At 58.5% G+C, this 20,178-nt stretch carries 16 protein-coding genes; 11 read left to right on the top strand and 5 right to left on the bottom strand.

Translation table 11 applies throughout. From position 1 onward, the window contains the following. Window positions 1-14: 14 nt before the first annotated feature. From LOY54_RS24280 to LOY54_RS24270, 3 genes are all read right to left on the bottom strand, one after another. Window positions 15-1,103, bottom strand: coding sequence for an alpha/beta hydrolase (locus LOY54_RS24280; protein WP_045199943.1), 1,089 nt, complete (start codon window positions 1,101-1,103; stop codon window positions 15-17). Window positions 1,104-1,173: 70 nt separating this feature from the next. Then, entirely contained in the window at window positions 1,174-2,766 is a 1,593-nt protein-coding gene (gene rtcR, locus LOY54_RS24275) for an RNA repair transcriptional activator RtcR (RefSeq protein ID WP_213603153.1), read from the bottom strand. A 73-nt stretch (window positions 2,767-2,839) separates the two neighbouring features. Further along, window positions 2,840-3,028, bottom strand: coding sequence for a hypothetical protein (locus LOY54_RS24270; protein WP_258608227.1), 189 nt, complete (start codon window positions 3,026-3,028; stop codon window positions 2,840-2,842). 334 nt (window positions 3,029-3,362) lie between these two features. Between LOY54_RS24270 and LOY54_RS24265 the strand changes: the two genes are divergently transcribed. From LOY54_RS24265 to LOY54_RS24245, 5 genes are read left to right on the top strand one after another with little or no spacing between them, the layout of a single operon-like run. Further along, window positions 3,363-4,508, top strand: coding sequence for a slipin family protein (locus LOY54_RS24265; protein ID WP_258608225.1), 1,146 nt, complete (start codon window positions 3,363-3,365; stop codon window positions 4,506-4,508). Between the two features lie 54 nt (window positions 4,509-4,562). Then, entirely contained in the window at window positions 4,563-5,768 is a 1,206-nt protein-coding gene (locus tag LOY54_RS24260; protein WP_093379082.1) for an RtcB family protein, read from the top strand. 13 nt (window positions 5,769-5,781) lie between these two features. Further along, window positions 5,782-6,579, top strand: coding sequence for a nucleotidyltransferase domain-containing protein (locus LOY54_RS24255; protein WP_258608223.1), 798 nt, complete (start codon window positions 5,782-5,784; stop codon window positions 6,577-6,579). Between the two features lie 50 nt (window positions 6,580-6,629). Further along, a complete protein-coding gene (locus tag LOY54_RS24250) occupies window positions 6,630-7,661 on the top strand; it encodes a hypothetical protein (protein ID WP_093379088.1) in 1,032 nt (343 codons plus the stop codon). A 57-nt stretch (window positions 7,662-7,718) separates the two neighbouring features. Beyond that, complete coding sequence (locus LOY54_RS24245; RefSeq protein WP_258608221.1) at window positions 7,719-8,027, top strand: hypothetical protein; 309 nt, start codon at window positions 7,719-7,721, stop codon at window positions 8,025-8,027. Here the strand turns inward: LOY54_RS24245 and LOY54_RS24240 are convergent. Next, window positions 7,986-8,888, bottom strand: coding sequence for a DMT family transporter (locus LOY54_RS24240; protein WP_195885123.1), 903 nt, complete (start codon window positions 8,886-8,888; stop codon window positions 7,986-7,988). The genes LOY54_RS24245 and LOY54_RS24240 overlap by 42 nt on opposite strands. Before the next feature lie 98 nt (window positions 8,889-8,986). On the opposite strand from LOY54_RS24240, the gene LOY54_RS24235 reads away from it, so the two are divergent. Continuing rightward, a complete protein-coding gene (locus tag LOY54_RS24235) occupies window positions 8,987-9,874 on the top strand; it encodes a LysR family transcriptional regulator (RefSeq protein ID WP_258608219.1) in 888 nt (295 codons plus the stop codon). Here the strand turns inward: LOY54_RS24235 and LOY54_RS24230 are convergent. Beyond that, window positions 9,855-10,469, bottom strand: a complete 615-nt coding sequence (locus LOY54_RS24230) for a glutathione S-transferase family protein (RefSeq protein WP_093379102.1) — start codon at window positions 10,467-10,469, stop codon at window positions 9,855-9,857. The genes LOY54_RS24235 and LOY54_RS24230 overlap by 20 nt on opposite strands. A 650-nt stretch (window positions 10,470-11,119) precedes the next feature. Here LOY54_RS24230 and hsdR point away from each other — a divergent pair. The 5 genes from hsdR to LOY54_RS24205 are packed head-to-tail and all read left to right on the top strand — an operon-like array spanning window position 11,120 to window position 19,994. Beyond that, the gene (gene hsdR, locus LOY54_RS24225) at window positions 11,120-13,546 is read left to right on the top strand and encodes an EcoAI/FtnUII family type I restriction enzme subunit R (protein WP_258608216.1); all 2,427 of its coding nucleotides are present in this window, start codon (window positions 11,120-11,122) and stop codon (window positions 13,544-13,546) included. 35 nt (window positions 13,547-13,581) lie between these two features. Beyond that, entirely contained in the window at window positions 13,582-15,360 is a 1,779-nt protein-coding gene (locus LOY54_RS24220; protein ID WP_258610748.1) for a type I restriction-modification system subunit M, read from the top strand. Beyond that, window positions 15,360-17,366 carry a restriction endonuclease subunit S gene (locus LOY54_RS24215; RefSeq protein ID WP_258608214.1) on the top strand — a complete coding sequence of 669 codons (2,007 nt, stop codon included), beginning with the start codon at window positions 15,360-15,362 and terminating at the stop codon, window positions 17,364-17,366. Before LOY54_RS24220 ends, LOY54_RS24215 begins: the two co-directional genes overlap by 1 nt. Before the next feature lies 1 nt (window position 17,367). Beyond that, window positions 17,368-19,119 carry an AAA family ATPase gene (locus tag LOY54_RS24210; RefSeq protein ID WP_258608212.1) on the top strand — a complete coding sequence of 584 codons (1,752 nt, stop codon included), beginning with the start codon at window positions 17,368-17,370 and terminating at the stop codon, window positions 19,117-19,119. Beyond that, window positions 19,116-19,994: a hypothetical protein gene (locus tag LOY54_RS24205; RefSeq protein ID WP_258608210.1), complete on the top strand. Its 879-nt coding sequence runs from the start codon at window positions 19,116-19,118 to the stop codon at window positions 19,992-19,994. The genes LOY54_RS24210 and LOY54_RS24205 overlap by 4 nt, the downstream gene beginning before the upstream one ends. Window positions 19,995-20,178: the final 184 nt, after the last annotated feature.

Here is a 20,178-nt window from a genome sequence, read left to right as displayed (position 1 = left end):
TGCCTGGCGCGCACTCAAAGGCCCAGGGCGTAGTCCAGGTAGCCTGGGTAGGCCTTGCGCCAGTCGTCCTGGAAGGTGTGGCCTTCAGGGTGTTCGTGGCTCTGCACCTTGTTGTTGCTGGCGAAGGCTTTTTCGGTGGTGGCGGTCAGTTGCAGGTTGCTTTCATGCTCCTGGGCGCCGTGGACCACGACCAGGCGCTTGTCCTTGGCCTTCTGCACGGTGAACGGGATCTTGAAGCCGCCCGGCGACAGCAGTACCGCGCCGCTGTAGTTCTGCGGGTACTGGGCGATCAGGTGGGCGGCGTGTTCGGCACCCTGGGAGAAGCCGATCAGGGCGACTTTCGAGCGGTCGATGCGGGTGTCTTTTTCCAGCTTCTTCAGCGCTGCGGCCACCGCTTGTTCGGTCGGCTCGACCGACTGCTGCTGCCACATGAACTGATGCTCGTCGCGCTTGAGGGTACCGTTCAGGGCCACCAGCACGGCCTTGTCGCCGACCAGGTCGGCGCGCATGTTGGTGCCCTTGACGCCTTCGGTGCCAAAGCCTGCCAGCCACACCACCACCGGCCAGCCGCCAGCCGGGGCCTTGCCTTCAGGGATGCTGAAGGCGGCGAGGCCGGCGTCCTTGGCCTGGGTCGGGTAGTTCTTCTCGGCCGCTTGCAGCAGCTTCTGGTAGGCCGGGTCGTTTTTCATCGGCTCCAGTTCGTCGTCTTCCTTGAGAATAACCGCTTGCCAGAAGCCGCGCTCGCGGGCCTCGTCGAGGTATTGCGCGGCCAGTTCCGGGCTGTCCATGGACGACAGCGCGGCAGCGGCCTGGTACGCGGCGAAGGCGTTCTTCGGGTCGAGGCGGGCGGCGGTCAGGTAGAAGGCCAGGGCGCCGGCATAGTTGTCGTGCTCGCTCTTCTCTTTGTCACCGGCATCCATGAACTCGGCCGGGGTGGCGTCGTTGAGGTACAGGTTGGCCATGGCGGCCATGCCTTGCCAGCGGCCTTTGTGCAGGGCCTGGTCGGTGGCCTCGTCGGCGAAAGCAGTGGTTGCGGTGAGGCTGAGGCCGGCCAGCAGGCCGAAGGAGCAGAGGTGCAGGCGGGTCGCTGTCAGCAATGACATAGCCGAGAGTCCTTTTTCGGTAGTGCTCGGCCAGGTGCGGCCGAAGAGGGCGCGGATTCTAGCACCCTGTTCAGCCCTTGAGTTGATTCCAGTCCAGGCCAAAGCGTGCCAGGTATTTGCGCAAACGGTCGGCGTCATTGGGCTTTTCTTTTTCCAGGCGCGAGACATCGAACAACTGGCGCCCGGCCTCGGACAGTGTGCGGGCGTTGCCGCACACCTTGAGTACCGCCTGCAGTTGCAGACGGTCGAACTGGTCAAGGGCCTGGTCGCCGAGCAAGGCGTCGAGTGGGTCGGCACCTTGCTCCAGGCCCCAGGCGTGTTGCAGGCGCTCGATTTCTTCCAGTACCAGCGGCTCGTCGATACGGCCGCTGTCGGCGAGGGTGGCCATGCGCGTGATCGACGCCGACAGCTCGCGAAAGTTACCGGCCCAGCGCGCTTGCGGCGAGTTGGCAAAGGCCAGGTAGCGGCGCTTGGCTTCGAGGTTGAAGCGCACTTGGCGGTTCTGTTCGCGGGCATGGCGCTGCAGTTCGAAATCGATGTTCGGCTCGATGTCTTCGCGGCGCCCTGCCAGGCCTGGCAGGGCGAAGGTCCAGAGGTTGATGCGCGCGTAAAGGTCTTCGCGAAACAGCCCTTCGGCGACCCGGCTGCGCAGGTCGCGGTGGGTGCCCGCGATCAGCTGGAAGTCGCTCTCTACCTCACGGTCCGAGCCCAGCGGGAAGAAGCGTTTTTCTTCGATGGCCTTGAGCAGCATGGCTTGCTCATCCGCGCCCAGCTCGCCGATTTCATCAAGGAACAACATGCCGCCATCGGCGGCGCGCAGTAGGCCTTCGCGGGCGTTCTGGGCGCCGGTGAAGGCGCCTTTGCTATGGCCAAACAGTGTCGACATGGCGCCGTCGCCGCGCAGGGTGGCGCAGTTCACTTCAACGAAGCGTCCCTCCAGCTGATGGCGGCCGCGCTTGAGCTCATAGATGCGCCGGGCCAGGAACGACTTGCCAGCGCCGGTCGGGCCGACCAGCAGCATCGGTGCCCGTGAGCGCAGCGCCACCCGCTCGATCTGCTCGATGGAGCGGTTGAAGGCGGCGTTGCGGGTAGCGATGCCGGCCTTGAGAAAATTCAGGCTGTCGGCCTGCTCGCGCTGAAAGCGCGATGCGATGTGGTCATAGCGCGACAGGTCGAGGTCAATCAGCGTGCTGGTGCCGGCCGGGTCGGCGATGTCTTCCTTGCCGCGCGCTGGCGAGGTCTGGATCAGCCGCGCCGGCAGGTAGCGCGCCTCGGTCAGCAGGAACCAGCAGATCTGCGCCACGTGGGTACCGGTGGTGATATGCACCAGGTAGTCCTCGTGCTCGGTATCGAAGGGGTAGGCGCTGGCAAAGTCGTGCAGCGCGCCATAGACCTCCTCGAAGTCCCAAGGGTTACGCAAAACCATCGGCTGCAAACGCACCTCGGTGTGCGGCGAGATGCTCTGGATATCTTCGCGAATGCGCTCGGCCAGGCCCAGGTCGCGAGCGCTGGTGCCGTGGATCAGCTCCAGGCGGTCGATGGGGGTTTGTGCCTGCTGGCACAGGCTGATGGTCGGCCGCCAGCGCTGCCAGCGCGCCGCGCCTTTGCCGTTGCGATCCAGGGTGGTGCCGAGAAAGCCGATGGCGACGCTGCGCTTGCTCATTGCTGTTTAGCTCAATAGATAAATGTGTATCCCATAATATATAAAAATCTTGTCTGGTGTAGGCTGAGAAAACTCATGATTTTTTGTTGGTAAAAATAAAAGCCTTATAAATCAGTAAGTTAAAAATTAATTTCGGACCTGATTCAAAACCTGGCACGCCCCTCGCAATATCTTCCCCGACCGCATCGCCAAGCTGGCCAACGGGACGGGGTTTATGTCCCCGCCGGTGCACGAGCCCACCCCTGGTGTAGGTGTCGTGCATGCCGCCGCCGCAACGTGCAGTCGATAGCGTGGCTCCTCACGGAGACGCTGGTCTCGAGGCCTGACTCGAACCTTACATACCCTCCAAGGTATTCAAATGTTGTACCCGCCGGTGGGGCGTAGCCAGGCAAGGCTGCAAGGTGCGCACGGAGCGCACACGCCCACCGCCGATTTGCCCGGCTTGTTGGCCGGGCCCGGAGCAAGGCAGTTGCCGCACCGCAGGATGCGGCCAGTGGACAGGAAGTCCCGGCAACTGCCTCCTCCGGGCCACGCCCGCAACGCTCGGCGCTTTGGCAACACCGGCACCAAGGACTTAATTGCACAGGATGATCAAGATGAAACTGTTGAAACGCTTTATCGTGAAAAAGAACGAACGCGGCCTGCTGTTCTGCGAAGGCGACTTTGTGTCGATCCTCGAACCTGGCGTGCACAAGCGTTTCGACCTGCACAACCGGCTGACGGTAGAAACCTTCAGCCTCAATACTTCGCTGTTCGAACATCGCCTGGCGGGCTACCTGCGTCAGAGCGAGCCGGCCTTGGTCGAGCAGTATTTCGAGCGCATGGACCTGGCGGAAAACGAAGCCGGCCTGCGTTTTGAGGACGGTGCCCTGGTCGAATTGCTGGCTCCGGGCAGCCGCCAGCTGTACTGGAAGGGCCAGAGCGCGCAGACCCTGCAGCGCATCGACCTGAGCCAGACCTATCGCCTGGATACCGCCCTGGTAGCCCAGCTCAACCAGCCTAAACTGCGCGGTCGCAGCCTGGCCGGGCTGGATGCGGTATTGCTGGCGGCGGTGCCGGCGTTCCATGTCGGTGTGTTGAAGGTCGATGGCGTGGTGGAAGAGTTGCTGGGTGCCGGGCAGTACGGTTTCTGGCGCTTCAACCGCCAGGTGAGTGTCGAGTTGGTCGACATGCGGATCCAGGCCATGGAAATCAGCGGGCAGGAAATTCTCACCCGCGACAAGGTCAGCCTGCGCCTGAATCTTGCGGCCAACTGGCGCTACAGCGATGTGCTCGGTGCGTTCGCGCAGTTGAGCAAACCGCTGGAGCATCTGTACCGCGAGGTGCAGTTCGGCCTGCGGGCGGCGGTGGGTACCCGCACCCTCGATGAGCTGTTGGAAAACAAGCAGTTGATCGACGATTCGGTCAGCCAGTACCTGCAGGAGAAACTCGCCGGCAGCGGCATCGAAGTCAGCGGCCTGGGGGTGCGCGACATCATCCTCCCAGGCGAGATGAAAACCCTGCTGGCGCAGGTGGTGGAGGCAGAGAAAGCGGCGCAAGCCAACGTCATCCGCCGCCGTGAAGAGACCTCGGCGACCCGATCGCTGCTCAACACCGCCAAAGTCATGGAAGACAACCCGACGGCCCTGCGCCTGAAGGAGCTGGAGACCCTGGAGCGGGTGGCCGAGCGCATCGACCGGATTTCGGTGTTCGGCGGCCTGGATCAGGTGTTGAATGGACTGGTCAGCATCAAGGCCGGATGAGCGTTGCCGGGCTCAAGCAGCCCGGCAGCAACAGATTAAAATGGAAGTACCGACATGAACATACTCGAAGTGGCCGGCGGCAAGCCGATCAAGCTCTGGACCGACGGCGTCCCGGTGGACGAGGGCGCCCGTGAGCAACTGCTGAACACCGCGAAGATGCCGTTCATCTTCAAGCACCTGGCGGTGATGCCCGATGTGCACCTGGGCAAGGGCTCGACCATCGGCAGCGTGATCCCGACCCTGGGCGCGATCATCCCGGCGGCGGTTGGCGTCGACATCGGCTGCGGCATGATTGCCGCGCGCACCTCGCTGACCGCCAGCGACCTGCCGGACAACCTGCACGGCCTGCGCTCGGCGATCGAAAAGGCTGTGCCCCACGGCAAGACCTTCGGCCGCCGCGACCAGGGCGCCTGGGACAGCGTGCCGGCCATGGCCGACCGTGCCTGGCACGACCTGGCGGCGCGCTTCAAGGCGATCACCGACAAGTACCCGAAGCTTGAGAAAACCAACAACCGCCAGCACCTGGGCACCCTCGGCGGCGGCAATCATTTCATCGAGGTTTGCCTGGATGAAGCCAACCGCGTCTGGTTCATGTTGCACAGCGGTTCACGCGGGGTCGGCAATGCCATCGGCAACCTGTTCATTGAACTGGCCCAGGCCGACATGCGCCAGCACATCGCCAACCTGCCGGACCGCAACCTGGCCTATTTCGAAGAAGGCAGCCGGCACTTTGCCGACTACGTCGAGGCGGTGGAGTGGGCTCAGGATTTCGCCCGGCAGAACCGTGCGCTGATGATGCACGCGGTGATCGCCGCTACACGCAAGGTGCTCGGCAAACCCTTTGAGGCCAACCTCGAAGCGGTCAACTGCCACCACAACTATGTGCAGCGCGAGCATCACTTTGGCCACGACGTGCTGGTCACCCGCAAGGGCGCAGTGTCGGCGCAAAAGGGCGAGCTGGGGATTATTCCCGGCTCCATGGGCGCCAAGAGTTTCATCGTTCGTGGCCTGGGCAACGAAGAGGCGTTCTGCTCCTGCAGCCATGGCGCCGGGCGGGTGATGAGCCGTACCCGGGCCAAGCAGGCGTTCACCGTTGAGGATCAGCGCCGCGCCACTGCCCATGTCGAATGCCGCAAGGACAAGGACGTGATCGACGAGATCCCCATGGCCTACAAGGACATCGACGCGGTGATGCAAGCCCAGCGCGAACTGGTGGAAGTAGTGCACACCCTGCGTCAGGTGGTGTGCGTAAAGGGATAGGAAGGGATACACCATGAACAAGGAAGACCGTCACCCACTGCCGTGCGCCATGCGCGAGTGGGTGCTTGAAGAATTGCGCCGGGTCGAGCTTGAACACGATGTGCGCGTGCTCTACGCCTGCGAATCCGGCAGCCGTGCCTGGGGCTTTGCCTCCACCGACAGCGATTTCGACGTGCGCTTCATCTACGTCCCGCGCCAGGACTGGTACCTGCGTGTCGACGAGCCGCGCGACGTGATCGAACGGCCGCTGACCGACGAGCTGGACATCAGCGGTTGGGAGTTGCGCAAGACCCTGAAGCTGCTGCGCAACTCCAACCCGACCCTGCTCGAATGGCTCGGCTCGCCGCTGGTGTATCGCGCCGAGCCCGGTGCGGTCGAGTCGCTGCGGGCGCTGGCGCTGAACTTCTACAGCGCCCGGGCGGCGCGGCATCACTACTTGTCGATGGCGAAAAAGAACCACCGCGACTTTCTCCAGGGCGAGCAGGTGCGCTTCAAGAAGTACCTTTACGTGCTGCGTTCGCTGTTGGCGGTGCGCTGGATCGACCTGGGCCTGGGCATGCCGCCGACGGCCTTTGCCGACCTCTTGGCAGGCACCTTGAACGAGCCACAGATGCTTGCCGAGATCGATGAATTGCTGCGCATCAAGCGCCAGGCGGTCGAGGCCGATTACGGGCCGCGACGGGTGGTGCTGCAGCAGTTCATCGACACTGAGCTGCTGCGTGCAGAAACTTCACCAGCCTTGCCGCGGCTGCGCGGTGATACGCAACAGCTGGATGACTATTTGCGCGATACTGTGCGGCGTTATTCATAGGAGGCGCGCCTTGGCGTGCCTTCCTTGTCGAAAGGACTCGGACCGTTTTCATGCCTGACAGTAAGTACCAACGCCTGCCCCATGCCGGAGACTTCGAGCAAGTCTCTGGCACCGAGATTGTCTACCTGTCGCCCAAACCCTTGCCCACGGGCGTCGAGGCCTACAGCTACCAGCTCCTGCACCGTGATGCCAACGAGGTCTACCTGGACTTCGGCATCGGCCGGGGCAACTTCGAGTTCATGGCCCGCTGCGGCATTGCCGCGGTCATGGGCGTGATCACCAGCTTTGTGATGACGGCGCTGCTCGCGGGCTGGGCACGGCGCAAGTACGAGCCGTTCTGGTCGGGTGTTCTCGACTTTCTCGCCTCGCCGCCGATCTGGGGCTTTATCGGCGCGTTGGCGCTGATGTACGTGTTCATTTTCTGCAAGACTGTGCGCGAGCTCAGAGTCCAGCCGCCGATCCGTTTCAACCGCCAGCGACGCGAAGTGGCGATGGTGCCGAAGAAAGGTGCAGCCCCCCATTATGTGCCGTGGGAAGAGGTTATCGCCTGTGTCTCGGCCGGCAAACTGGTCACCGAATACGCGGTGCTGCCCGAGTTCAAACTGATGATCGGCCTGCGTGACGCCGCCAGCGGTAACGTCCTCTGGCTGACTGTGGCCTGCGGCAGCCTGCGCGCTGCAGTGGCCGAGTGGGAGGCGATTCGCGCCTACATGGAAGAGGGCCCGGCAGCCTTGCCGGCGCCACCGTCAGAAGAATTCGAAGAGGGCACGGTGGCGTTTTTCCACATGGCCCGCCTCGGCTATCGGGAAAATTTCCCGTGGCTGCAGTACGTGTTCGGCTTTCTGTTCGTCCAGGCGTTCGGTGGCTGGACCTTGCCCTGCCATATCTCCAACTGGGTCAACAATCGTCCCAGGGCCCTGTTCCCCAAAGCGGTGCAGGAGTGGTCCCGGCCCTTGCCGGCGGATCAGCATGCGCTTCCTAGTGAGGCGCTGCTCAAAGAAAGTGCCGAGGTGCGCGAGGTTTTTTACCGGGGCAAAACCCTGCTGGATTACTTCAAGGTGAAATTTGCCGAGGCGGCCTGACTGCGCGCCTTATGCAACGGAGTTGAGCATGAACAAGGACGTGATTCAGAGCGCGGCATGCTGAAGCTGCGCGTGAAAGAACGCTGGCAACGCTTGCAGATAAGCGGCAGCGATCAGGTGGTGATGCTGCTGCTTTCAGTGATGGTCGGCTTGTGCATCGCGGCGGCGTACTGGACGGCCCACCCCAAGTCCGGGTGTATCCGCCTTGGGCGCGGTAATAGCGGGCCGATCAGTTGCGATCCGCAGGTCATTGCCGGTGAAGCGATGAACATCGTGCTGTTCAGCCTGCTGTTCGCGGTACCACTGCTCTACATACTTGGCCGGCTATTGGTGCAACTGTTCAGGCCGTTGAATTCGCCGCCGTGATGGAATGTTCAAGGCCAGCACACTGATCAACACGACCACCGCTGCGACTATCACCATCAGCGAAGGCTGCTCGCCGAGCAGCGAGGCCGCGATCAGCATGGCGCAGGGCGGGATCAGGTACAGCGCCATGGTTGCCCGGCTGACCTGCGTGTGGCTCAGTACAAAGGCCCAGCCCAGGTAGGCCAGGGCGCTGGGAAATACGCCCAGCATCAACACCGCCAGGTCTGCCTGCAGTGGCGCGGCCTTCACGGCGCCGGCCAGGCCCGGCAGATACACCAGCAGCAAGGCGGTGCCGGCCCAGATGGTGTAGCAGACCATGGTCAGGCCGTCGTACCGATGGCCATGAAGTTTCTGCAGGGTGAAGTAGATACTCCACGACAGCGCGGCCAACAGCACCAGCAGGCCGTGGGCGTTCAGTGCGCCTGGCCCGTGATCCCCGGCAACCACCATCGCCGCGCCAAGCATGCCCAGCACCAGGCAGCCCCAGTGCCAGGCGCTGGCCTTCTGACGCAGAACAAAACAGCCGATCAACAGGCTGAACAACGGTGTGGATTGCGCCAGCACACTGGATGCCCCGGCACTGATCCCGCGCTGGCCGAAGTTGATCGCCACATGGTGGGCAAACACTGCGAAAAAACCGAGCAGCATCAACAGCGGCAAGTCCTTGAGCCGGGGCAGGCTGATCCCTCGCCACAGTGCGACAAAGGCCATGAATACCGACGCCACGATAAACCGCGCCAAGGCCAGATGGCCCGGTTCGTAGCCTTGCAGGGCGATATGGATGCCGGTGGGTGAGTAGGCCCAGCACAGCACCACGAACAGGGTCGCCAGGACGATTTTCAGGGATTGGGCGCGTGGCATCGCAAGAGGCTCCGGGGGGCTGGGAGCTTCAGTATCAGAAAGGCCTATGCTCACCACAATCGACTTATACTGAGCGTATCGTTCACTTTGGGTGATGTATGGAGCTGATGCAGATTCGCATGTTCAAGACGGTCTACGACACCGGCAGCATCGCCCGTGCGGCCGAGGTGTTGCACTACGTGCCGTCGAACATCACTGCGCGGATCAAGGCGCTTGAACAAGAGCTGGGCGTGGCGCTGTTCTTTCGCCATGGTCGCGGTTTGAAGATCAGCCCGGCAGGCGAAACCTTCCTTGAATACGCCACCCAGATGCTCGCCCTGGCCGAAGCCTCGAAGGCCGCCCTGAGCCCGCAAGCCATGCCCAGCGGGCGCCTGCGTATCGGCGCCATCGAGTCCTCGGCCAGTGGCCGGCTTCCGCGGTTACTGGCCGAATACCATGCGCGCTTCCCGCAGGTATCACTGGAATTGAGCACGGGCACCTGGTCGCAACTGCTCGATGACGTGCTCAACCATCGCCTCGACGGGGCGATTGTCGCAGTGGAGGTCGAGCGGCCGTTGCTCAAGCGCACGCCCATGTACCAGGAAGACCTGGTGCTGATCGCGCCTGAATCGCTGGGGCCGATTCGCAGCGCTGAAGACCTGCAGGGCAAGGCCATCTTCATGTGGCCGGAAGGTTGCCCATACCGCGCGGCTCTGGAGCACTGGTTGCTCGAACAGGGGCAAAAACTGCCGATTGTCGGCATTGCCAGCTATGGCGCCATCGTCAGTTGCGTCAGTGCTGGCGCCGGAGTGTCGCTGGTGCCCAGGGGCATCTTCGAGCAATACCGCAAGGGCGCCGGCTGGAGCGGCCATGAGTTCGCCGAACTCAAGGCCATCAGCAACGCCTTCTACTGGCATGCCCAGGCAGCAAGGCATCCGGCCCGGGATGCCTTCGTGCAGATGCTGCGCGAGGGGTTGGCGCCGGACGCTATTCGATCGGGTACTTGAGCATCGCCGGATGCCCTTCGATCTTCTGCGCCAGACGCTGCACATGCGCATAGTCGCTGGCCGCAACCACCTCGGCGCATACGTACTGGGTGAACGACCAGGCCACCGCCGTGGTGATTTCTGCCTGGCTCAAGGGCAGGGTGGGGCACTTGCTCGGCTGTTCGGCGAGCAAGCCGTCGAGCCGCGCATACGCCGCCTGCAACTGCCCGGTCACCCGCTCCAGCCAGGGCGTGTGCAGCTTCTCTTGGGGGCGCAGGTTGTGCTCGTAGTAGATCTGCACCGACTTCTCACTGGCCGCCAGCGCCAGGCCGATCACCTGCAAATCGCTGGCGCGGGCCAGCGGGTCTTGTGGCAATAACTTTTTGGCGGGTACGGCCAGGGCTTCGAAGTAATCCAGAATCAGCGTCGAATCCATCAGCAGCGTGCCGTCGTCCAGCACCAGGCTCGGTGCCTTGACCACCGGATTGATCGCGGCGAATTCGGCAAAATTGCGAAACACCGACAGCGCCTGGTGTTCGAAGCTGATGCCGTACAGCTCCAGCGATACCGCGACGCGGCGCACGTAGGGGGAATCGAGCATGCCGATGAGTTTCATGACCACTCCAGTGAGAATAGGTTACGACCGAGTAAAAGTAGTCGAGTTTTTCCCGGTGTGGTTCGAAGTGTGGGCTTGGCAGCTCAGGTGCGCGCAGGGGAATGTTTCAGGCATTAAAAAGCCGGCTTGTGGGCGGCGTTTTATGGTTATAATGTATTGATTTTAAAGAGATTGTTAGAGAGTTTTTCATTCATCCCCCCATTTGTCCCCCCATGCTAACTCCGCGTGATAGGTCGTATCTGGATGGCTCCCGTCCACCGTCGTTGGCCGGCAACCTAAAACGAAGCATCGAATATTCAAGACGGCGATTCGGGCGAGTGGACCGTGTCAGGGGGGTCAACAGATAATAGCTCTGGCACTTGGTAGGTATGCGACTGCGTTTCGCCCACCGAATCATACGTGAGGCGGCCATTGAGTACATAGAGCTTGAAGAGGCTCATGACGCTTCTAGCAGGAAGCTTCCTGTGGGGTTGTTCGAATCACTCCGTCCTGACCCCTAAGCTTAAAATAATCCAGCCACTTAGCGATGGCTGGTTTTTTTATGCCCGTCGTTTTCTAGCTTTTCTGATTTTGAAGCTTTGTGATTGCCAATTGAGATTGGCTGCACGATAGTTTCGACTAAATGGATTAAGCTCTTTGGGGTGGGCTTCATGGATAAGACGCAATTTTCTGAGCGTGACATCTGCACGAAGTTCATCACTCCGGCCATCCATCAGGCAGGGTGGCAGATGTACCAGTTTCGTGAAGAGGTGAGCCTCACCGATGGTCGCGTGATGGTGCGCGGCAAGTTGGCAGCACGCGTTAAGAATCCCGAAGCAAAAGGCGGCCCCAAGCGTGCCGATTTCGTGCTCTATGCCCGGCCTAATGTCCCGATTGCTGTGGTCGAAGCCAAGCAGGCCAGATTTTCGGTCGGACAGGGTATGCAGCAGGCTTTGGCCTATGCAGAGATGCTGGATGCACCTTTTGCCATCAGCAGCAATGGCGATGGCTTTCTGATCCACGACCGTACTGGCCTCACCCTGCCCGTCGAGCGCGAGCTGCAGCTCAGCGAATTCCCTTCGCTAGATGATTTGTGGCCGCTTTACCAGGAGTGGAAAGGACTGGCTACACGTGAGGCCGTCAAACTCATCGAGCAGCCGTACTACACCGATGGCAGCGGCCGCGAACCGCGCTATTACCAGCGAGTGGCCATAAATCGTGCCGTTGAAGCGATTGCCAAAGGCCAGCAACGCGTGCTGTTGGTCATGGCCACCGGCACTGGCAAAACCTACACTGCATTCCAGATTATCTGGCGCATGTGGAAAGCCAAGGAAAAAAAACGCATCCTGTTTTTGGCCGACCGCAACATACTTGTCGACCAGACGATGCAACAAGATTTCGCCCCCTTCGGCGAGGTCATGCACAAGGTTACCAATCGCGAGATAAAGAAAAACTACGAGATCTACCTTGCTCTTTATCAGGCGGTCACCGGCAAGGAAGAGTGGAAACAGATTTATAAGCAGTTCCCTGCGGATTTCTTCGACCTGATCGTTATTGATGAATGCCACCGAGGCAGCGCTGCTGAGGATTCGGCCTGGCGCGATGTGCTCGAATATTTCAGCAGCGCCACACATCTGGGCCTGACCGCAACACCCAAAGAAACCAAAGAAGTCAGCAATGTCACTTACTTTGGTGACCCGGTCTATACCTACTCGCTCAAGCAAGGAATCGAAGATGGCTTCCTCGCACCTTACAAGGTGATCCGTATTGCCACCGATCTCGATGCGGTTGGTTATACACCCGAAAAAGGCAAGGTCGACAAGCTTGGGCAGGCAGTTGAGCAACGCCAGTACAACACCAAGGATTTCGACCGCAATCTAGTGCTAGAAAAACGCACCAAACTCGTGGCTAACAAGGTTTGGGAGTATCTCAAGGCCACTGACCGGATGGCCAAGACCATCGTGTTCTGCGATGACCAGGACCATGCCGAACGCATGAGACAAGAGCTGGTGAAGCTCATCCCGTCCGCCGCCAACAATAGACGCTACGTGATGCGTATCACCGGTGATGACAACGAAGGCAAGGCCCAGCTCTCGTATTTCATTGACAACGACGAGCCTTATCCGGTCATCGCCACCACCTCTAAGCTGCTGACCACCGGTGTCGATGCCAAGACCTGCAAGCTTATTGTGCTGGACCAAAGTATCAACTCGATGACCGAGTTCAAACAGATCATTGGTCGCGGTACTCGTCTGCGTGAGGACTACCAGAAGCTGTACTTCACCATCATGGATTTCAAAGGGGCCACACGTCTGTTCGCCGACCCAGATTTTGATGGCGAGCCTGTGGTAATTTACGAGCCCACGCCCGACGATCCCGTGGTGCCTCCCGAAGACACCAATCCGCCCGGCACTGGCGAGCCGGAAACACCACCCGATGGATTTGGTCCAACGGGTGATGACAATGGCGGTAAAGGCGACGGCGGTGGCGGCGAAGGCCGCACCAAATATGTGATTGACGATGTCAACGTGCGTGTGGCGGTGGAGCGCTCACAATACCTGGATGCGGACGGAAAGCTCATCTCTGAGGATTACCGCGTTCTGCTCAGGGGCGACATCAAGAAAGCGCTACAAGCCGAATTCGGTACCATGACCGACTTTCTGCGCCGCTGGAACAATGCCGAGCGCAAACAGGCCGTACTGGACGAACTGGCGGAGCACGGCGTGCCGCTCGAAATACTGCAGCAGGCTGTAGTCAACGGCTTTGAGCTGGATATTTTCGATCTGGTCGCCCACGTTGCTTTCGACCAGAAGCCACTCACCCGCCGGGAGCGTGCCAACAACGTCAAGAAGCGCGATGTGTTCGGCAAATATGGCGAGCAAGCCCGCGCGGTGCTCGAAGCTTTACTGGACAAATTCGCCGACCACGGCGTGCAAGACATTGAAGACGCCAAAGTGCTGGAGTTGCCGCCGTTTGATCAGTTCGGCAGCAAAACCCAAATCCGGCGAGGCATTTTCGGTAGCGTTGAGCAATACACCAAAGCTGTGCACGAGCTCGAGCAAGCGCTCTACGACATACCTGAACAAAAGCAGGCTTGAGCATCGCTCAGGCCGAACGATTTGAGAAGAATTCAATGAATCTAAGCAGTACCATCAAGTCCATCCAGGACATCATGCGCAAGGACGACGGCGTTGACGGCGATGCCCAGCGTCTCGGACAGCTCACCTGGATGCTCTTCCTCAAAGTGTTCGACCAGCGCGAGGAAGAGTGGGAAGACGACATCGCCGGCTATCAGTCGCCCATACCGGAACGCTTCCGCTGGCGCAACTGGGCGGCTTACAAGGCCGATGGTGAAGGTAAGAAGAAGCCGCAGATCGCTGGTAGCGAGGTGATCAGCTTCGTCAACAACGAACTGTTTCCCTCGCTTAAGGACCAGATTGACGCAGATCGCAGCCCCCAGCACAAAGTCATTCGTGAAGTTTTCCGCGACGCCAACAACTACATGAAATCCGGCCCGCAGATGCTGGCCGTGATCGAAAAGCTGGAAGACGCCATCAATTTCCACGACTTCAAAACCCGCTCCAGCCTGGGCGATGTCTACGAGCAAATGCTCAACGACCTGCGCGGCGCAGGCAATGCGGGCGAGTTCTACACCCCTCGCGCTATCACCGCCTTCATGGCAGACCGCGTAAACCCGCGTCTAGACAAGCGCGAAGCGGTGATGGACCCGGCCTGCGGCACCGGCGGCTTCTTAACTGCGGCGATTGACCATTTTCGTAACCAGCTCACCATCAAATCCAGTGCTGAAGACAAGCGCGCCATTGAAGAACTGATCCACGGTATCGAAAAAAAGCAATTGCCCCACCTACTGTGCACCACCAACATGCTTCTGCACGGCATCGACGTACCCAGCCAGATCGAACACAAAAATACACTGGGCATCGGCTGGAACGAATGGAACGCCAACAACAAGGTTGATTGCATCATCACCAACCCACCTTTTGGAGGCTACGAAGATGATGGCGTGGGCAGTGACTACCCAGCTGACCTGCGCACCCGTGAAACCGCCGACATGTTCATGGCGCTTATTATCAAAAAGCTACTTAAAGAACACGGCCGCGCCGCCGTGGTGTTACCTGATGGCTTTTTGTTTGGTGATGGCATCAAAGGCGCGTTGAAAAAGTTGATGCTGCGCGACTGCAAACTACACACGATCATCCGTTTACCCAAAGGCGTATTTGCCCCTTACACCACCATCAAAACCAACCTGCTGTTCTTTACCAAGGGCGCCACGGTGGACGATGGCACCGAACATTTCCACACTGACACCATTTGGTTTTACGAGCATCCCTACCCGGCGGGCTACAAGAGCTATTCCAAAACCAAGCCTATTCGGCTGGAAGAGTTCAAGCCCGAGCTGGAATGGTGGGGCACCGAGACGAACGACTTTGCCGACCGCGTGGAAAACGAATGTGCTTGGAAGGTGGACTTTAAAACCAAGCGTGAGCAAGCCGAGGCTGCAGCACAACCTCACTGGCAACGCGCCGAAGACCTGAATAATCAAGCCGCTGCACTGGAGGGCGAAGCGACCGACTTACGCAGGAGCATGGTCGGAACTACTGACACAGCCCACCGTGAAAAGATTGACGCTCACATTGCCGAGCTACGTGCCAAAGCCGAACCGCTGCGCCTGCAATCGAGGGATGCACAGGGAGCAGGCGACCGCATCTACTGGCCAATCTTCAATCTCGACATCAAGAACCCAAATGCACCGGAAGAAGAAACCCACGACCCGGATTTGCTGCTGGAGAAACTCAAAAAACTGCTTGGCGAAATTGAAGAAACCGAAAACCAGCTCAAGAGCGAGCTGGCTGCCGCACTTACGCATCACTTTTTGAGTGAGGACGTCTGATGGATGCGCAGCAGTTTTTGGCGGAGTTTGGGCATATTGCGAATGCGCCGGGAGGGGTTGGCAAGCTGCGTGAACTGGTCATCCAACTGGCCATTTCAGGCCGGCTTGTAGAGCGTGTCGAAGCAGAAGCTGCTGCTTCGCAAGCCATCGAAGCGGCTGCTGAGTTACGTCGTGTTTATGAAAAAGAGCTCAATTTGCGAGCAACCAGGATGCACCCACCATTGCATTCGAAACCATTTTCGGTGCCCGATCATTGGCAATGGACTCGCCTTGAACAGATCTGTCTCTATATTCAACGAGGTAAAGGCCCAAAATATGTATTGAATAGCTCGACCCACGTTGTTTCACAAAAATGTGTGCAATGGTCTGGATTTGATTTGTCACCCGCACGTTTTGTGGCGGATGAGTCATTGGCTTCATACGGCAAAGAACGATTTCTTTGCATGGGCGACTTGTTGTGGAATTCCACGGGAACTGGGACCGCCGGTCGAGTGGCAATTTACCAGTCGGACGAAAACGTCACAGCCGTAGCAGATTCGCACGTTACTGTAGTTCGGCTTGCCAATTGCTCTCCACGCTACTTGTGGTGTGTGATCGCTTCGCCTTGGGTGCAGTCACGTATCAATCCGTCACATCCTGATTCGCTTGTTTCAGGCACCACGCAGCAGGTGGAATTAAACACCAGCACAGCACGCGCGCTACCCATTCCTCTTCCCCCAATCGAGGAGCAATCCCGCATCGTCGCCAAAGTCGATGAGCTGATGGCTTTGTGTGACACGCTGGAAGCGCAACAGCAAGTCCGCAGCAAACTGCAAAGTAATCTGCGTCAATCCACCCTTCAAGCCGTCGCTAGCGCCGTCAGTCCGCACGAACTGAGAACCAATTGGACGCGTCTGGCCGATAACTTCGGGCGACTGTTTCATGGGCCAGGGGACATGGATGAGTTCGTTACAGAACTCAAAAACATGGCTGTCCGTGGTTTGCTTTCGTTGCCATCTACATTCCCCTCGCCTGTGGATGAGGTCGTGGCGGATTGCGATAGCTTGCGTGACCAATACATCACATCAGGTCTTATGCGGCGTCAGAAACTCATCTCGGTTGCAGACTCGGATGTTGTATATCCAAAGCATTGGGCAATAGCGCCATTTGACAAAGTGGCTGTCGTTATAGGTGGGGTGACCAAAGGCCGCGATTTACGTGGGCGAGATGTCATCACTTGCCCGTATCTGGCGGTGGCCAACGTCCAGCGTGGATTTTTTAAGCTCGCTGCGCTGAAGACAATTCAGATTGGAAAAGAAGAGCTTGATAAGTATCTCGTGGAAGAGGGGGATTTACTGATTACCGAAGGTGGTGATTGGGACAAGGTTGGCCGTACTGCTATTTGGCAAGGTGGTGTGGAAAACTGCCTCCACCAAAACCATGTGTTTAAGGCACGCGTGCCGTCAACGTCATTGCTCAGTAAATGGGTTGAGCTCGTATTCAATTCCAGTGTTGGTCGCGACTATTTCGCCGGAGCTTCCAAGCAAACTACTAATCTGGCGTCGATCAATATGACGCAGCTTCGAAGCTTCCCAATGCCCATTCCTCCGCTTGATGAACAGCGAGCAGTTTTGGCCAAGCTTGATGTGCTGACGGAGCAAGCATTTGTGTGGCGAGAGCAGTTGGGGAGAAAGCAGCGTCTGGCTTCATTGCTCGCAGGCGCAACTGTGGCAGCCTTCACCGGTATCGCCATCGAAGAACAAGAGGAACCCATGAAAGCTCCGAAAACCGAGTTGATCGCTCCGCTGCGTTTGGGCGCGATACCCGACATCAAAGCTCAAGCTCCGCTCGCGACCGTTCTGGCCCGCCACAACGGCGAAATGAGTGCCAAGGATTTGTGGCAGCGCTTCGGTGGTGAGATTGATGCCTTTTACGCTCAGTTGAAATCCGAGGTGGCTCACGGCTGGATTCTGGAACCTGCGCCCGCCGAAATGCGCGAAATGCAAGCTGATGCGGGGAGCGCCTGATATGCAATTGCAGCGCATCCGTATCCCGGCTTTTCGCAATTTGCGCGATCTCGATGTCGTCTTCGACTCGCACTTGCAGCCTGCTGTGGGTGTGCCTGCGGATACGCTACCAAAACCCATCCGCAGCCACGCACTGATAGGTCAAAACGGCACCGGTAAGTCCAACTTGATTGAGGCGCTGATCACCATCTTCCGCGATGTTGATCTGGATCGCGAAGCGGCCTTTGATTACACACTGGAATACAGCATCCGTGGTCATGTTGTGCGCATCCAAGCTGATATCGCAAAGCAGAAGCGTTCCTTTGTATGGGTGGATGATGAAGCCGAAACACAGGGCTACCTGCTGAAAAACCGCAAGCTGCTGCCGGCACACATCTTTGCTTACTATTCGGGCCGCAATGAGCGTATCGAAGCCTTATTTCAGGAGCATCAGCGCCGTTTTAACCAGCGTCAGGAAATCACCACGGACGAGGTGCTGTCGGAACAGCTATTGGATAACTTTACCGGCTCCGAAGCGGATATCCGCGCGGTGGAAGAAGCCAAGCGCCGCCGTGAGTCACGGTTGAAACAGGCAGGTGATGACCGTCTGCGCCGCTTGTTCTACTGCCGTGGTGGCCACAGCCAGTTGGTTTTGCTGGCGTGTTTGCTGTCCGACGATCCGGTGTTTCAGAAGGTGCTCAAAAACCTGCACATCGAATCACTGGAGTCTGCGCTGTTCGTTTTGAAAGAACCGCACCGCTTGCGCGAAAAACGCCGTGGCGGCAAGTTCGACGAACAAGAACTGAACGAAGGTGACCCGCGCTTCTGGTATGCACGTGGCAATGTTGTGAGTGAGTTTCTCGATAAGCTCTGGCAAGTGGCATGGGCCCCGATTGAGCAAGAGGCCATCAAACAGATCGACTTCCGGGGTCGAACGGAGAATCAAAAGCAGCTTTATTTGTTTGTGCCGAGTCAGGAAAAGCTCAGAGAGCTAGGCGAATTGGTCGGCAGCACGGACAGCTTTTTCCGCTACGCCGAGGGTGCCTACATCGGCGACTTGATCGACGAAGTGCGCATTACTGTCAAGAAGCGCGACGAACACGGCGGCAAGGTAAGCTTCACCCAGCTCTCCGAAGGTGAGCTGCAAATGCTCACCGTGCTGGGCTTAATGCGCATCACGCGGGAAGACCACTGCCTATTCCTGCTCGATGAGCCGGACACACACCTGAACCCAATCTGGAAGTTGCGCTACTTCGACGATATTGAGGGCGTGCTGACTTCAGATGACGGCGTGCTCATGCAGGGTGAATCGCAAATACTCATTACCACCCACGATCCGATGATGGTGGGTAGCCTCAAACGTGAGCAGGTGCACATCCTGCGCCGCGATGCTAATCGCACGGTGGTGGATATCCCTGATGAACACCCACAGGGCATGGGCGTGACTGGGCTGCTCAAAAGCGAGTTATTTGGATTGTCCTCCACGCTGGACATCGAAACGGAGCGTCGCCTGTTCCGCCGTAATGAGCTGTTTGTGAGGTCGCCACGCACATCGGCGGAAGAGGCTGAGTTGAGCCGTTTGTCCGCCGAACTGGCCGACTTGGGCTTTTCCACTGCTGATTTCCGTGATCCGGATTATGCGTTGTTCGTTCGCAAGATGGCGCAACACCGTCGTTTCCGGAAACCGGTGTTGACACCGGAAGAGCAGGCAGAGCAAGACGCGATAGCTGACTCGATCATTGAAGAGATTTTGCGCGAGGAGGCGTCCCAGTGATTTGGATCGACCTCAAGGGCAAATTGCCTACTGCAAGTATCCCGAATTGGGACCCAACCGCTACAAATCAGCAGTGGGTGCCCTGGACACAGGAAAAGTGGGATGCATGGTTAGCTAAGTCAAAACAGTTGGTTGCTGAGTTGGCTGCGCTGGATTCGGCAGGTGAACGTTTAGAGCGAAATGCTCTTATAGACGCGAATAGTGGGCACTGGGGGGCACTGAAGGACTGGCTGTTGGCTTTGTCGGCTGGTAAGTGTTGGTTTTCGGAAGTTCGTGAATTGTATTCGCATTATGATGTTGAGCATTTTCGCCCTAAAAAGGAAGCCAAGGCGTTAGATACCACATTGCGCGATGGCTATTGGTGGCTGGCCTTCGATTACATGAATTTTCGTGCTTGCGGCAATGTAGGTAACCGCAAGAAAGGTGGCTGGTTTCCGCTTAGGGATGGATCGCTGTGTTCATCCTTCGCTGATCCATGTGAGGAGTCGGAAACCCGTTACCTCCTCGATCCTATCGACGACGACGATGTGGATTTGATCGCCTTCGATGAAGAGGGAAAAGTCATTCCTATGCCTGGTACATCCGAGTGGGATCAAAAGCGTGTTCAAGAAACAGTTAGTCGTCTGAAGCTGAATGATCACGTGCCCTTGGCTGAGGAGCGTAGAAAAGTTTGGCAGAAAGTGGATGGGCTGATTGAAGACTTCAGGACAGCTAAAGCACGCTGTGGTGGCAATAATCCAGCTGCCAAAGCAAAGCTATCAGAAGTGCGCGCTAGGATTCGAGAAATGACCAGCCGCACTGCTGAATTATCGGCCGTCGCTCGCTGGTGCGTGCTTTTTCGAAACGAACCGCTACTTACTAAACTAGTGAGTTAGGCATGCACCGGCTCTAGTTGGATGTTGATACTAAATAGGATCTTACTGAGAGGCCGCAACGCAGGTGAGTAGCTGCTGTTGCTACTCAAGTGCATTCAAGGATTGGACCTCGATGAAACTCACCACAAGCTGGTTGAAACCGCCCTACGCGAGTTCCGGGATCGATCACCTAGGCACTCAAGCT

It is taken from the genome of Pseudomonas sp. B21-032 (assembly GCF_024748965.1).
Lineage (GTDB): Bacteria > Pseudomonadota > Gammaproteobacteria > Pseudomonadales > Pseudomonadaceae > Aquipseudomonas.
The sequence above is the reverse complement of the archived record's forward strand: the minus strand, read 5'-3'. Positions and strand labels throughout refer to the sequence as shown.

Coding starts and splice junctions, on each gene's coding strand:
- LOY54_RS24280 (WP_045199943.1), bottom strand. CDS start 1,103: ATGTCATTGCTGACAGCGACCCGCCTGCACCTCTGCTCCTTCGGCCTG.
- rtcR (WP_213603153.1), bottom strand. CDS start 2,766: ATGAGCAAGCGCAGCGTCGCCATCGGCTTTCTCGGCACCACCCTGGAT.
- LOY54_RS24270 (WP_258608227.1), bottom strand. CDS start 3,028: ATGCACGACACCTACACCAGGGGTGGGCTCGTGCACCGGCGGGGACAT.
- LOY54_RS24265 (WP_258608225.1), top strand. CDS start 3,363: ATGAAACTGTTGAAACGCTTTATCGTGAAAAAGAACGAACGCGGCCTG.
- LOY54_RS24260 (WP_093379082.1), top strand. CDS start 4,563: ATGAACATACTCGAAGTGGCCGGCGGCAAGCCGATCAAGCTCTGGACC.
- LOY54_RS24255 (WP_258608223.1), top strand. CDS start 5,782: ATGAACAAGGAAGACCGTCACCCACTGCCGTGCGCCATGCGCGAGTGG.
- LOY54_RS24250 (WP_093379088.1), top strand. CDS start 6,630: ATGCCTGACAGTAAGTACCAACGCCTGCCCCATGCCGGAGACTTCGAG.
- LOY54_RS24245 (WP_258608221.1), top strand. CDS start 7,719: ATGCTGAAGCTGCGCGTGAAAGAACGCTGGCAACGCTTGCAGATAAGC.
- LOY54_RS24240 (WP_195885123.1), bottom strand. CDS start 8,888: ATGCCACGCGCCCAATCCCTGAAAATCGTCCTGGCGACCCTGTTCGTG.
- LOY54_RS24235 (WP_258608219.1), top strand. CDS start 8,987: ATGGAGCTGATGCAGATTCGCATGTTCAAGACGGTCTACGACACCGGC.
- LOY54_RS24230 (WP_093379102.1), bottom strand. CDS start 10,469: ATGAAACTCATCGGCATGCTCGATTCCCCCTACGTGCGCCGCGTCGCG.
- hsdR (WP_258608216.1), top strand. CDS start 11,120: ATGGATAAGACGCAATTTTCTGAGCGTGACATCTGCACGAAGTTCATC.
- LOY54_RS24220 (WP_258610748.1), top strand. CDS start 13,582: ATGAATCTAAGCAGTACCATCAAGTCCATCCAGGACATCATGCGCAAG.
- LOY54_RS24215 (WP_258608214.1), top strand. CDS start 15,360: ATGGATGCGCAGCAGTTTTTGGCGGAGTTTGGGCATATTGCGAATGCG.
- LOY54_RS24210 (WP_258608212.1), top strand. CDS start 17,368: ATGCAATTGCAGCGCATCCGTATCCCGGCTTTTCGCAATTTGCGCGAT.